Origin of the sequence: Acinetobacter sp. ABJ_C1_1 (genome assembly GCF_044684115.1) — a bacterium.
In the GTDB taxonomy this organism is placed as follows: Bacteria; Pseudomonadota; Gammaproteobacteria; order Pseudomonadales; family Moraxellaceae; genus Acinetobacter; species Acinetobacter nosocomialis_A.
This window is the reverse complement of record NZ_JBITPU010000014.1, coordinates 43,141-55,622: the sequence shown is the minus strand read 5'-3', so window position 1 is coordinate 55,622 and position 12,482 is coordinate 43,141. Positions and strand designations below refer to the sequence as shown.

13 protein-coding genes are annotated in these 12,482 nt (G+C 40.8%); 10 read left to right on the top strand and 3 right to left on the bottom strand.

Going from position 1 to position 12,482, the window contains the following annotated elements; translation table 11 throughout:
• Positions 1-121: 121 nt before the first annotated feature.
• The 6 genes from ACG59Z_RS14915 to ACG59Z_RS14890 all read left to right on the top strand — a co-directional run bounded on the left by ACG59Z_RS14915 (position 122) and on the right by ACG59Z_RS14890 (position 5,633).
• On the top strand, positions 122-1,984 hold the full coding sequence (locus tag ACG59Z_RS14915; protein ID WP_311069750.1) for a DEAD/DEAH box helicase: 1,863 nt from the start codon (positions 122-124) through the stop codon (positions 1,982-1,984).
• A gap of 404 nt (positions 1,985-2,388) precedes the next feature.
• A complete protein-coding gene (locus tag ACG59Z_RS14910) occupies positions 2,389-3,207 on the top strand; it encodes an ABC transporter ATP-binding protein (RefSeq protein ID WP_400200016.1) in 819 nt (272 codons plus the stop codon).
• Positions 3,204-3,980 carry a lipid asymmetry maintenance ABC transporter permease subunit MlaE gene (gene mlaE / locus ACG59Z_RS14905; protein WP_004705340.1) on the top strand — a complete coding sequence of 259 codons (777 nt, stop codon included), beginning with the start codon at positions 3,204-3,206 and terminating at the stop codon, positions 3,978-3,980. The genes ACG59Z_RS14910 and mlaE overlap by 4 nt, the downstream gene beginning before the upstream one ends.
• Positions 3,980-4,666 (top strand): outer membrane lipid asymmetry maintenance protein MlaD, encoded by a 687-nt coding sequence (locus tag ACG59Z_RS14900; RefSeq protein ID WP_311086489.1) that lies wholly within the window; start codon positions 3,980-3,982, stop codon positions 4,664-4,666. Before mlaE ends, ACG59Z_RS14900 begins: the two co-directional genes overlap by 1 nt.
• 26 nt (positions 4,667-4,692) lie before the next feature.
• Entirely contained in the window at positions 4,693-5,334 is a 642-nt protein-coding gene (locus ACG59Z_RS14895) for a phospholipid-binding protein MlaC (RefSeq protein WP_400200013.1), read from the top strand.
• Positions 5,335-5,345: 11 nt separating this feature from the next.
• Positions 5,346-5,633 carry a lipid asymmetry maintenance protein MlaB gene (locus tag ACG59Z_RS14890; protein ID WP_019457795.1) on the top strand — a complete coding sequence of 96 codons (288 nt, stop codon included), beginning with the start codon at positions 5,346-5,348 and terminating at the stop codon, positions 5,631-5,633.
• A 73-nt stretch (positions 5,634-5,706) separates the two neighbouring features.
• On the opposite strand, the gene ACG59Z_RS14885 is transcribed toward ACG59Z_RS14890, so the two are convergent.
• Positions 5,707-6,720: a magnesium and cobalt transport protein CorA gene (locus tag ACG59Z_RS14885; RefSeq protein ID WP_263614664.1), complete on the bottom strand. Its 1,014-nt coding sequence runs from the start codon at positions 6,718-6,720 to the stop codon at positions 5,707-5,709.
• Positions 6,721-6,877: 157 nt separating this feature from the next.
• Here ACG59Z_RS14885 and ACG59Z_RS14880 point away from each other — a divergent pair, with 157 nt between their 5' ends.
• Positions 6,878-7,459: a TIGR00730 family Rossman fold protein gene (locus ACG59Z_RS14880; RefSeq protein WP_263614663.1), complete on the top strand. Its 582-nt coding sequence runs from the start codon at positions 6,878-6,880 to the stop codon at positions 7,457-7,459.
• A gap of 14 nt (positions 7,460-7,473) precedes the next feature.
• Positions 7,474-7,872 carry an NUDIX domain-containing protein gene (locus ACG59Z_RS14875; RefSeq protein WP_400200010.1) on the top strand — a complete coding sequence of 133 codons (399 nt, stop codon included), beginning with the start codon at positions 7,474-7,476 and terminating at the stop codon, positions 7,870-7,872.
• A 5-nt stretch (positions 7,873-7,877) separates the two neighbouring features.
• Here the strand turns inward: ACG59Z_RS14875 and ACG59Z_RS14870 are convergent, their stop codons facing one another.
• Both ACG59Z_RS14870 and recG read right to left on the bottom strand, forming a co-directional pair.
• Positions 7,878-8,513 carry a ComF family protein gene (locus ACG59Z_RS14870; RefSeq protein WP_400200009.1) on the bottom strand — a complete coding sequence of 212 codons (636 nt, stop codon included), beginning with the start codon at positions 8,511-8,513 and terminating at the stop codon, positions 7,878-7,880.
• Positions 8,506-10,551, bottom strand: a complete 2,046-nt coding sequence (recG, locus tag ACG59Z_RS14865; RefSeq protein WP_400200007.1) for an ATP-dependent DNA helicase RecG — start codon at positions 10,549-10,551, stop codon at positions 8,506-8,508. The genes ACG59Z_RS14870 and recG overlap by 8 nt, the downstream gene beginning before the upstream one ends.
• Positions 10,552-10,571: 20 nt before the next feature.
• Here recG and ACG59Z_RS14860 point away from each other — a divergent pair, with 20 nt between their 5' ends.
• Positions 10,572-11,399 (top strand): NAD(P)H-binding protein, encoded by an 828-nt coding sequence (locus ACG59Z_RS14860; protein ID WP_400200006.1) that lies wholly within the window; start codon positions 10,572-10,574, stop codon positions 11,397-11,399.
• A gap of 58 nt (positions 11,400-11,457) precedes the next feature.
• A complete protein-coding gene (locus tag ACG59Z_RS14855; protein WP_400200004.1) occupies positions 11,458-12,453 on the top strand; it encodes a putative solute-binding protein in 996 nt (331 codons plus the stop codon).
• Positions 12,454-12,482: the final 29 nt, after the last annotated feature.

Here is a 12,482-nt window from a genome sequence, read left to right as displayed (position 1 = left end):
CATCGTCGTTACTCGGATTGCCGCTGAATAATAAGGTTCAGCTAATTTTGCTTTGCCGCTTTGTGCCGATGTCTATTTTGTACTTATTAAAAATGGAGCACCCACTAGGGTGAAACTCTCTATGAGCAAAACTTTTGCCGAATTTTCTTTGCATGAAACCTTACAACAAGCGCTTGAAGGTTTAGGTTTTACTACCCCGACTCCTGTGCAAGAACAATCTATTCCTGCAGCTTTAGAAGGTAAAGACCTTTTAGTTTCTAGCCAGACTGGTTCTGGTAAAACTGCTGCATTCTTGTTGCCGACATTAAATAACTTGGCAGGTCAAGAAACTTTCGTTCCGTTCAAAGAACGCATGAAAGCTGTAACACAACCGAATATTTTAGTAATTTCACCAACTCGTGAATTGGCGCAACAAGTAAGCCAAGATGCAATCGCATTTGTACGTCACATGAAAGGTGTTCGTATTGCTGCCATCATGGGTGGTATGCCGTTTGCTAAACAAATCCAACAGTTAAAAGGCGCACAAGTTGTTGTTGCAACACCAGGTCGTTTACTTGACTTGGTAAATCGTCGTCAAATTAAATTAGACCAAGTAGATGCTTTAATCGTTGATGAAGCGGACCGTATGCTTGACCTAGGTTTCTCTGAAGACTTAGAAGCAATTAGTGAATTAGCGGCTAACCGTAAACAAACATTAATGTTCTCTGCAACATTTGCGGATCGTATTATTCGTCTTGCAGCATGTATGATGAAAGATCCAATGCGTATCGCAATTGAAACAGGTCATTCAACCAATACAGATATTACCCAAACATTGCATTGGACTGATGGTTTTGAGCACAAGAAAAAATTACTTACTCACTGGTTAAGTGATGAAAACTTAGATCAAGCTGTAGTTTTTGCAAGCACTCAAGAAGACACTGATATGTTGGCTGAAGAACTTGCAGAAGCCGGTCATTCAGTTGTTGCACTTCACGGTGCAATGCCACAAACAGTTCGTAACCGTCGTTTACGTAGTATCCGTGAAGGTCGTGCGAAGATCTTAGTTGCAACTGACGTTGCTGCTCGTGGTCTTGACGTACCAACTATTTCTCACGTAATTAACTTCGGCTTACCAATGAAGCACGAAGACTACGTACACCGTATTGGTCGTACAGGTCGTGCGGGTCGTACTGGTCAAGCGATTACTTTAGCGACTTATCGTGAACGCGGTAAGATTCGTGCACTTGAAGAATATTTAGAAGCACGTTTAAGTGTTTCTGAAATTGAAGGCTTAGAGCCATCTCCACCTCCTGCTCGTTCAGGTCGTGATGGTGGTGGTCGTGGTCGTGGCGGCAACGGTGGTCGTGATGGCCGTCGTGGTGGTGGCGGTTTTGGCGGTGGTCGTCGTTTTGAAGGTGAAAGCAACTTCAAACGTCGTGAAGGTGGTCGTGATGACCGTCCACGTCGTAGCTTCGATGACAAACCACGTGGTGATCGTCCATTCGGTGGTGAAGACCGTCCGCGTCGCGAGTTCAATTCTGATCGCCCACGTCGTGAGGGTGGTTTTGAGGACCGTCCACGTCGCGAGTTCAATTCAGATCGTCCACGTCGTGAAGGTGGTTTTGAAGACCGTCCAAAACGTAGCTTTGGTGGTGAAGATCGTCCACGTCGCGAGTTCAACTCTGATCGCCCGCGTCGTGAGGGTGGTTTTAACGATAAGCCTCGTTTTGATTCAAATGATGACAACCGTGGTAACCGCGTAGACTATAAACCACGTCGTGAAGGTGGTTTCGGTGACCGTCCAAAACGTAGTTTTGGTGGCGAAGACCGTCCACGTCGTGAAGGTGGTTTTAATGACAAGCCACGTCGTAGCTTTGACGACAAACCACGTGGTGAGCGTCCAGCGTTTGGTGGCGAAGATCGTCCAAAACGTAGCTTCGGTGGTGAAGATCGTCCGCGTCGTAGTTTTGATGATAAACCGCGTCGTAAATTCGACCGTTAATCTTAAAAAGATTTAAAAAAAGGCCAGTTAACATACTGGCCTTTTTTATTTTTCAGTTTTGTTATAAAATAACAAAATGTGAAATAGTTCAACATTTATTGTAATAATGCGTAAAAGTAAGCGAAAAGAGACTCCATTGGCATGGTTGAGTAAATTATTACTTCAACGTGGTTTGCCATACCTTTTTATTGCACTCGCTTTGTGCAATGGAATCTATTTTGCGTATGCTTTGTTAACTGGCCATTTCGTAGATCAATTTCAAGTTCTTAATCAATAAATTTCTTTTTAAAATCTAACTCATATTTATAAATGAGCTTGCTTTTGCTTTTGTCAAAATTACAACAAGATTCCCAAAATTCAGTGTTATAGTATGCGGGCATAAAAGTGCAGGAATGATTGCCATTATGAATAATAAAACTCCTCTCTCGACTCAGTCACTGATTGAAGTGAAAAACTTGAGTTTTAACCGAGGGGAACGCGTCATTTATGACAATATTAGTTTAAATATACGTCGAGGCCAGATTACGGCCATTATGGGACCATCTGGTACAGGTAAAACGACTTTATTGCGTCTGATTGGTGGACAGCTTGTTCCTGATGAAGGCGAAGTTTTGCTTGATGGTAAAGATATTGCTCAAATGTCACGTCAGGAATTGTTCGCCGCTCGTGCACGTATGGGAATGCTCTTCCAAAGTGGCGCTTTATTTACCGATATGTCAGTTTATGAAAATGTCGCTTTTCCAATCCGTGCACATACCAAGCTTTCTGAAAATTTGATTGCTGAACTGGTTGCTTTAAAGCTTGAGTCTGTTGGCCTGCGTGGAACCGAACAGCTTATGCCTACTGAGCTATCAGGCGGTATGAATCGACGAGTTGCTTTAGCTCGTGCAATCGCACTTGATCCAGATTTAATTATGTATGACGAACCTTTTGCAGGGCAGGACCCGATTGTAAAAGGGGTTTTAACGCGTCTCATACGTTCATTGCGAGAGGCACTTGATTTAACCACCATTATTGTCTCGCATGATGTTCCTGAAACCCTATCTATTGCCGATTACATTTATGTTGTAGCGGAAGGAAAGATTCAAGGGGAGGGAACGCCGGAAGAATTGCAAAAATATGCTTCTCCTTTTGTAAAACAGTTCTTAACCGGTTCGGCAGAAGGTCCGGTTGAGTACCAGTTTAGCCACCAAGCTTATTTAGATAACGAGGTTCGTCCATGAATACGATTGCCTGGTTAGGTAGACTCGTTATTGAGCGGATTCGAGGGATTGGTGTTGCGGCACTGATGCTCTTACAGATTATTTTTTCATTACCTTCATCGGGCGGTTTTGGGCGTTTCGTCTATCAAATGCATCGTGTAGGGGTAATGTCTTTACTTATTATTACGGTATCAGGTTTATTTATTGGTCTGGTACTCGGATTGCAAGGCTACTCAATATTGGTCAATGTGGGTAGTGAATCAATGCTAGGCACGATGGTGTCTTTAACCTTGTTGCGTGAGCTTGCACCTGTTGTCGCTGCTTTACTCTTCGCTGGGCGAGCAGGTTCTGCATTAACTGCTGAAATTGGTTCAATGAAACAAAGTGAGCAGCTTGCCAGTATGGAAATGATTGGTGTTGATCCTTTAAAGCAAATCGTATCACCACGTCTTTGGGCTGGCATAGTCAGTTTGCCAATGTTAACTGTTATCTTTGCTGCGATTGGTATTGTTGGCGGCAAAATGGTTGGCGTTGATTTTCTTGGCGTTGATGAAGGCTCCTTCTGGAGTGGTATGCAAAATAATGTTCAATTTGGCCATGATGTCGTAAATGGCATCATTAAGAGCATTGTATTTGCTTTACTTTGTACATGGATTGCAGTTTTCCAAGGGTATGCATGTGATCCAACACCTGAAGGTATTGCAACGGCAATGACCCGGACGGTTGTATATTCTTCATTATGTGTTTTAGGTTTTGATTTCGTGTTGACTGCGGTCATGTTCGGAGGGATTTAATGAAATCACGTACTAGTGAGCTGGCCGTAGGTATCTTTGTCATTATCTTCGGTATCGCTTTATTCTTTTTAGCAATGAAAGTAAGTGGTTTGGTAGGTACAAACTTGAGCGAAGGTTACACCATGAAAGCTCAGTTTGATAACGTTAACGGACTTAAACCACGTGCTAAAGTAACGATGAGCGGTGTAACAATTGGCCGTGTTGATTCAATTACGCTTGATCCAGTTACACGTTTAGCTACAGTAACTTTTGACCTTGATGGAAAACTGACAAGTTTTAATGCTCAGCAGTTAAAAGAAGTTCAAAAAAATGCTTTAGACGAATTACGTTATAGTTCTGATTATACGCAAGCGACTCCAGCGCAACAAAAAACAATGGAACAGCAACTGATCAGTAACATGTCATCCATCACCAGTATTGATGAAGATGCTTATATAATGGTTGCAACCAATGGTTTGTTGGGTGAGAAATATTTAAAAATCGTACCGGGTGGTGGTCTTAACTACCTTAAACGTGGCGATACAATTTCTAACACCCAAGGAACGATGGATTTAGAAGATTTAATTAGTAAATTTATTACTGGTGGTGGCGCAGGTAAAGTTGCCGCTGGTTCATCATCATCCTCAGCAGAAGAAAAAGCTCCTGCAAGTACTGACAGCAGCGCACAGCCGTCATTTGTTGAGTAAGAGATTATTTGAAGGAGTGGTTCCAGGTGAATACGTTGTTTAAACAAACCCTGACAGCAAGTATTTTGTCTACTATGATTGCAGGTACAGCTTTTGCTGCACCTTCAGAAGCACCACCTGATTTTATTAAGCGTGTTGCTGATGGTTTGATTGCTCGTTTAAAAACAGATCATGCCAAGTTACAAAACAACCCTGCTTTGGTTAAATCAATCATACGTCAGAACTTAGATCCGTATGTTGACTCACAAGCGTTCACTCGTATTGTGATGGGTACTTATGCGACAAATCAGTATAGTACAGCTGCACAGCGTGCTCAGTTTGAAACAAACTTCCGTAATACATTAATTGAGAATTACGGTAGCGCATTTGCTAAGTATACAAACCAGACTTATACCATGCGTCCTTATAAAGCGATTGCAGGTAAAAACCCTGTTGTGACTTTAGACTTCAACCACAATGGCGACAAAATTCCTGTGTCGTTCCAGTTGGCTGACAAAGGTTCACAGTGGAAAATCCGTAACATCAATGTTTCTGGCATTGATTTAGGATTACAGTTCCGCAACCAGTTTGCTGCAACTGTGAAACGTAATGGTGGCGATTTAAATAAAGCAATTGCTACATTCCAACCTGATGCAGATGCTGCTGTTAATCAGAACAAACAAAAATAAGTAGGTGAAGAGTGGTTCAGTATCTTAACCAAGAGTTAGTTGTTTCAGGCAAAATCGATTTTGAAAATGCTGAACAACAATACCAAGCTGGATTGGCAATTATTAAAAAGCAGACAAGCTTTCCTTTAATTGTCGATCTAAAACAGCTTGAGCATGGTAATACGTTGGCATTGGCGGTGTTAGTCCAATGGCTACGTCAGACTCCGCAGAAGGCTGGCTTACATTTTAAAAATGTTCCAGAGAAGATGCTGAAAATCATTCAAGCTTGCCATTTGCAAGAAGATCTACATTTGGTCTGATGATGCAAAAATAAAAAAAGCACCTAAATTTAGGTGCTTTTTTATATAAAGGATGGGTGGATAAAAACAGACTTTAAATCCATTTTTTCCAGCGGAAGTAAATGATAGGGCCAATAAAAAAGCCAGCAATAATTAATAAGACAGCGATAAAACTACTTTTACCATGAGCAAAAGGCAATACTTCAGTGTTCATACCATAGATACTTGCGATCAGCATTGGTGGCGCTAACATACTTGGTAAGATCGAGAATCGACGAATCGTATCGTTTTGTTCGGTGTTAATGAACCCAGACGTTGTATCAAGTAAGAATCGTACTTTTTGGAATAAGAACGCATCATGTTCTACAAGCGAGCGGACGTCTTCACTGAGCTCTCGAATATCGGCATCATAGATATGACTGCCTAAGGCACGTGGACGAGATAAAAACGTTAAGACACGTCGTAAATCAATTAAACAAAGTTGTGCTTTTCCGAGCATGTCTTCTTGTTGTGCCAAACGGGTAATCATGTCATCAAGGTCTAAAATTTTCTCACGTTGATGGTTGTTAAGCACCTCAGTAGAGTATTTTTCTAGATCCTTGTGGATATCTTCTAAGATATCCGCAAGCTCATCCAACTTTGCTTCAAGCAGGCCTAATAAAATCCAAGTTGGATCTTTATAGTCCATTTCATAGTCATTACGGCGAGCTCGGGCACGAAACGCACGAAAGGCAACGAGCTTTTCACCACGCAAAGTAAATAAGCGATCTTTGTGTAAAATGAATGCTACGGTTTGCACCATGGCAAGCATATGCGATGACTCTTCAGCATCACCATCGACCTGATAATTTTTATTTTTCGTTAAAAAATAGGTGCTGATATGCAAAATACCGTCATCATCACGGTAGAATCGAGCAGAAGATGAAATGTCTTCTAGCGATTTTAGTGTAGGTAAGTTCTGATCGTAGGCATCTAAGACCCATTGTTGTTCTTCTTGAGAGGGTGCAATTAGATCAAGCCATACTAATTCGGGATGTAGATCAAATCCACCGTTGATGGTGGCATCTTCCAGACTTCCGCGTTCTGTGGCATAAAAGGCTTCAAGCATGTGTCTTTTTTCCTCACGCAGTCTGATGGAAATCGATGGGTGTATTTTAGACAAGGATTTGCCGAAAAACACTTGCCAATACGCTATTTTGCAAAAAAAAACTCTGTCGATAGTCTAGTTTGTCAGCATGACAGTTCAATAAAACGGTTTTTATACTATGAATTCAATTTGCATTTTCTGTGGTTCATCTCTAGGTTCAGACCCAATCTTTCAACAAATTGCTCAATTAACCGGTCAAACTATTGCCAAACAAGGTAAAACTCTCGTTTATGGTGGCGGTCGTTCAGGTTTAATGGGCGTTGTCGCTGATAGTGCTTTGCAAGCCGGTGGGCGGGTCATTGGCGTCATTCCTCGTGCTTTAGTCGATCGCGAGTTAGCTCATCCCGGACTGACAAGATTATATGTCGTCGAGAATATGCATGAGCGTAAGACCAAAATGGCAGATCTGTCGGACGGTTTTATTGCTTTACCAGGTGGTGCAGGTACATTGGAAGAAATTTTTGAACAATGGACGTGGGCGCAATTAGGTATTCATCAAAAGCCGTGTGCTTTTCTAAATGTAGCGGGCTTTTATGAAGATTTGCTTAAAATGGTTCAAGGAACTGTAGATAAAGGTTTTAGCCAAGCGCGATTCGCTGATAAATTGATCGCATCGGATAAAATTGAGGATATTCTTCAACAATTTGAACAATATCAACCACCAGCTCCAAAATGGGCTAATGCAGACGTTCAACCATAAACGAGGTTAAATAGGTGAAAATAATTACGGTCGCCGCTGCGGTGATCTTAAATGAACACAATGAATTATTGCTTGTTAGAAAGCGTAATACACAAGCTTTTATGCAAGTAGGCGGTAAGCTGGAGCCGAATGAGGCTCCGGAAACAGCCATACAACGTGAAATTTTGGAAGAAATAGGCAGCCCGTGTGTAATAGAACAGTTTATAGGGCGTTTTGAGACAGCAGCTGCTAATGAACCGGACCATACGCTGATTAGCCATTTATATTTGGTTCGATTAAAACAATCTCCACAAATTGCAGCTGAAATTGCTGAAATGAAGTGGGTGAAATTTAATGATTCCGAGACCAAACTCGCGCCATTAACTAAAGAAATTGTGATTCCATGGTGTGAGCAAAACTTATCTATAGTTTGATTATTTTAATACGATGTAGATGAGGCAGCAGCTAGGCAGCTTGCATAAATAGATGTGCAACCTAGCTGTTTGAGTGTCTGACTTAAAGCGGAAATTGAACTTCCAGTTGTTATTACATCATCAATAATCAACACACGACGGTAGCGCCGTTTTTCTTGAGTTATCGCAACGAATTGCTGTTCAATATTTTCAAATCTTTCGAGTCGAGATAACCCTTTTTGAGAGCGCTCATTTAGACGTTGGACAGGCTGCCAAACGGGTATTTTTAATTGCTTGCTGAGAAGTTTGGCAAGTAATAATGATTGATTAAAACCACGTTCCGTTAAACGTTGTTTAGAAATAGGCATGGGTACTATTGCTTGTACTTTAGGAAATTTTATTTGCTGTAAAATTTCACCAAGTAAGGTTTGGTAATGTAATTTTTGTTCATATTTAAACTGCTGAATTATGCGATTAATTGGATATGCGTAGTGGCAAGCCACAAGAACAGATTGATCATTACGTTGAACTGTTTGCTTGAGCCATGGTAGTTGTTCCCAACATTCTTTACAAAGCGAGTATTTGCCCCGCGTTCCTATTTCACATAACAGGCAAGGGGACAATAACTGAAACAGATATTGAGGGTTGAACAACTTAAACATAAGCATATCGTGGTGCTTCAGGAAGCCAGCGCTTCAAGAGGGCATCAGCTTGCTCTGGATAGTCTTTTAGAACTTGTTGTGCAACATAATGCGCTTGACTCAGTAAGTGGTCATCTCGTTCTAATCGCGCCACTCTAAAGCCCATATCACCTGTTTGTTTTGTTCCTAATAATTCACCTGGCCCTCTTAGTTCAAGGTCTTTTTCTGCAATCACAAAGCCATCATTACTTTCTCTTAAAATAGACAGTCTTTCCTGACCATTTTGTGAAAGTGGTGGTTTATATAGAAGAACACAAAAACTGGCTTTTGCACCTCGTCCTACACGGCCACGTAATTGATGTAGCTGTGAAAGGCCTAATCGTTCAGCATTTTCAATGACCATAATTGAAGCGTTAGGTACATCTACACCTACTTCAATGACCGTTGTTGCAATCAAGAGCTGTAATTCGTTATTTTTAAATGCTTGCATGACAGATTGCTTTTCATCAGCTTTCATTTTGCCATGAACTAAACCGATATTAAGTTCAGGAAAGCGCTCTTTCATTTCTTGATAGGTGGCTTCCGCGGCTTGAGCATCTAAAGTTTCGGACTGTTCAACCAGAGTGCATACCCAATAGGCCTGTTTACCTTCTCGACAATTTGTAGCAATTCGATTTAGCACTTCTTCACGACGATCTAGCGGAATCGTGACTGTCTGAATTGGTGTACGACCTGGTGGTAATTCATCAATAATGGAGGTGTCTAAATCGCCATAAGCACTCATTGCTAATGTTCTAGGAATTGGTGTTGCAGTCATGACCAATTGATGTGGCGTGAGTTGTTCAGCGCCTTTATTACGTAAGGCTAACCGTTGGTCTACCCCAAAACGATGCTGCTCATCAATAATAACAAGACCTAACTTTGCAAACCCAACGTTATCTTGGAATAAGGCATGAGTACCTACAATCAGTTCGGCATGACCTTCTTTAATTTGTTGTTCCGCTTGTGCTCGCGCTTTACCTTTTTGTTTGCCTGATAACCAAGCGACCGTAATACCTAAAGGTTCAAACCAACGTTTAAAGTTTAAATAATGCTGCTCTGCCAAAATTTCGGTAGGTGCCATTAATGCAACTTGCCAATCTGCTTCTAAGGCATGACATGCTGCAACTGCCGCAACTAAAGTTTTCCCTGCACCTACATCACCTTGTACCAAGCGTAGCATAGGCTGGTGTTGTTTTAAGTCGCTTAAAATTTCTTTGGATACACGCTTTTGTGCATTGGTCATTTGAAAGGGTAAGGCTTCTAACAGTTTTTTTGCCAGTACCTTACTACTTGGGAAAGCGGGTGAGGCAATTTGACGAATATAAGCACGTCGTGTGAGAAGGCTAATTTGATGGGCGACCAGTTCTTCAAAAATAAGACGCTGCTGTGCAGGGTGAGATCCTTCGGCCAATTGGAGCATATTGGCATCGACAGGTGGCTCATGAATGTAATGTAAAGCTTCTTTGAGAGCATACCCATTTGTATATTGCTTAGGGAGCAACTCGGGTAGAGCATCACTATGATGCTTCAATGCCTGTTTAACATATTCGCGTAATTTAGGTTGTGTTAATCCATCCGTACTCGGGTAAACTGCTGTGAGCTGTGTTTTTGGCAGTGGTGTATGTTCATTAATGAGCTGAATTTCTGGATGATAAAGCTCAAGCCCTCGTGCACCCACGCGAACTTCACCAAAAATACGTAAACGGTTACCAGGTTTTATTTTGTCGGTTAAATTTTTATAAATATGATAAAAGCGTAAAGTCACCTTACCAAATTCATCTTGTATTAATGCGGCCATAGATTTACGTTTACCTGGAGGGAAATCAACAGATTTGACTTCACCCTCGAGTAAATAACTACGACCAACCACCAATTGATTCATAGGAATAATGGTACTGCGATCTTCATAATCACGGGGCAGATGAAACAGTAAATCATCTGTGGTAAAAATATTTAGTTTTTCGAGTAGGGCTGCTGAAGCCGATCCAACGCCTTGTAACTGATGGACTGAAGTCATGTCCCCTCAACGAGTTCTCTATGCATATATTATTTATCGGTTATGGTAAAACATCTCAGCGTGTTGCTAAACAACTATTTGAGACAGGACATCAAATTACCACAATTAGCCGTAGTGAAAAAACAGATCCTTACGGGACACACCTCATACAGGATGTTTTTACGCTCGATTTAAGTGAAATTGCGCCTGTAGATGTAGTTTATATTTTGCTTTCTCCAGACGATAGTACAGTTCAAGGTTATCAACATACTTATGTGGACAGTATTGAACCTATTCGTCAGGCTTTAAAAGCTCATCCAGTCAAAAGATTGATTGTCGTGTCATCTACGCGGGTATATGGTGAAAATTCTGGTGAAGCGATTGATGATCATAGTGAGATTCATCCGAATGATGCTCAAGGGCATATCCTTCATAATATGGAATTGCTTTGGCAGAAATATTTTCCAGCTCAATGCGTGATTGTGCGTCCTACAGGTATCTATGGTGCTTCGGTCGATCGATTAAAACGAATGGCTGAGAATACAGAAACTTATCCAAATATTCACTATAGTAATCGTATTCATATTGAGGATTTAGCAAGATTTTTAGCATTTTTAGCCGATTATGAAAAACCGCATAAGAGCTATCTTGTTGCCAATAATGCCCCTGTACCGTTACATGAAGTCATCCTTTGGTTTCAAAGCCAATTAGACTTACCGCTACTTACCTTGGATTCAGCTCATGTTTCAGGTAAAAAAATATATGCGAAACATTTATTTGAAACAGGTTTTCAGCTTGAACACCCGATTTGCTTTAATGACTATTTATTATGTTTAAATGCTCATGGTACAAATCAAAATTTAGACTAAACTTTAAATAACAATAGAAATACCTGAAGAGGCAAATAAATTGCCGATAAAGATAAAAATGTTGAAAGTAAAGAAATTTTGTTTAGCTCTTATTTTGAGTGCAATGTCTGTTGCGAGTTGGGCCGAGGATCAGTTGTGGTGCACATATGATCCTATGGGTACCCAAGGGGATATAACGCGTCGTTTAAATGACATCCGATTATATGCTCAGCAATATAATGTCAAATTCAAAGTTGTCAGTTATCAAAAAGAGCAGCAAGCTATACAAGCTTTTGATGAGGGGAAATGTTCGGGTCTAGCAGCCAGTAACTTTAATACTTATCAGTACAATCATTTTATGGGGAGCAGTTCGGGTATTGGTCTTATACCTAATAACCGAACCGCCCGAAATTTATTACAGCTTTTAAATCACCCGACGATTGAGAAAAAACTAATTAATCAAGACTATGAAGTAGTTGGTATGATTCCGGTAGGAACTGCCTATATGGTCATGAAAAACAAAAAAATATCGAAAGTGGCACAGCTTAGAGGTCAACGGGTCGGGGTGTTAGCCAATAATCCGCCACAGCAGGCTTTGGTGAGAAGTGTAGGGGCACAGCCAGTCTATGTCGATTTATCTAATGCGATTGCACAATTTCAGCAAAACAAAATTGATATTATGCCTGCACCGATTTATGGGCTTTTACCTTATAACTTACAGAAAGATTTTGGGCCAGACACTCAGGTGATTAACTTTCCATTGGCTTATTTCGGGGTAAATCTAATTATTAAACCTCAAGCTTATCCTGCCAATTTTGGCCGAAAAATTCGAGCTTGGTTTGTGCAAAATAGCCAATTATTAACGAATCGAGCGATACAGTGGGAAAACCATTTACCTGCCTATTATTGGGTAGATGTTTCTTTTTACGAAAAGCAGAGCTACGACATTATGGTAGCCAAAATACGCAATCAATATGTTCGCTCTGGATATTACGATGCTTACTTTGTTGAATTGATGAAGCGCTTACGTTGTATTGATGATCCACGTTACTTCGAATGTTCAATGCGTAGATAAAATAAAAGGCAACCCAAGTTGCCTTTTAT

Bases quoted from the DNA above. Each gene is read 5' to 3' on its own strand.
- ACG59Z_RS14915 (WP_311069750.1), top strand. From the start codon at position 122: ATGAGCAAAACTTTTGCCGAATTTTCTTTGCATGAAACCTTACAACAA.
- ACG59Z_RS14910 (WP_400200016.1), top strand. From the start codon at position 2,389: ATGAATAATAAAACTCCTCTCTCGACTCAGTCACTGATTGAAGTGAAA.
- mlaE (WP_004705340.1), top strand. From the start codon at position 3,204: ATGAATACGATTGCCTGGTTAGGTAGACTCGTTATTGAGCGGATTCGA.
- ACG59Z_RS14900 (WP_311086489.1), top strand. From the start codon at position 3,980: ATGAAATCACGTACTAGTGAGCTGGCCGTAGGTATCTTTGTCATTATC.
- ACG59Z_RS14885 (WP_263614664.1), bottom strand. From the start codon at position 6,720: ATGCTTGAAGCCTTTTATGCCACAGAACGCGGAAGTCTGGAAGATGCC.
- ACG59Z_RS14880 (WP_263614663.1), top strand. From the start codon at position 6,878: ATGAATTCAATTTGCATTTTCTGTGGTTCATCTCTAGGTTCAGACCCA.
- ACG59Z_RS14870 (WP_400200009.1), bottom strand. From the start codon at position 8,513: ATGTTTAAGTTGTTCAACCCTCAATATCTGTTTCAGTTATTGTCCCCT.
- recG (WP_400200007.1), bottom strand. From the start codon at position 10,551: ATGACTTCAGTCCATCAGTTACAAGGCGTTGGATCGGCTTCAGCAGCC.
- ACG59Z_RS14860 (WP_400200006.1), top strand. From the start codon at position 10,572: ATGCATATATTATTTATCGGTTATGGTAAAACATCTCAGCGTGTTGCT.
- ACG59Z_RS14855 (WP_400200004.1), top strand. From the start codon at position 11,458: ATGTTGAAAGTAAAGAAATTTTGTTTAGCTCTTATTTTGAGTGCAATG.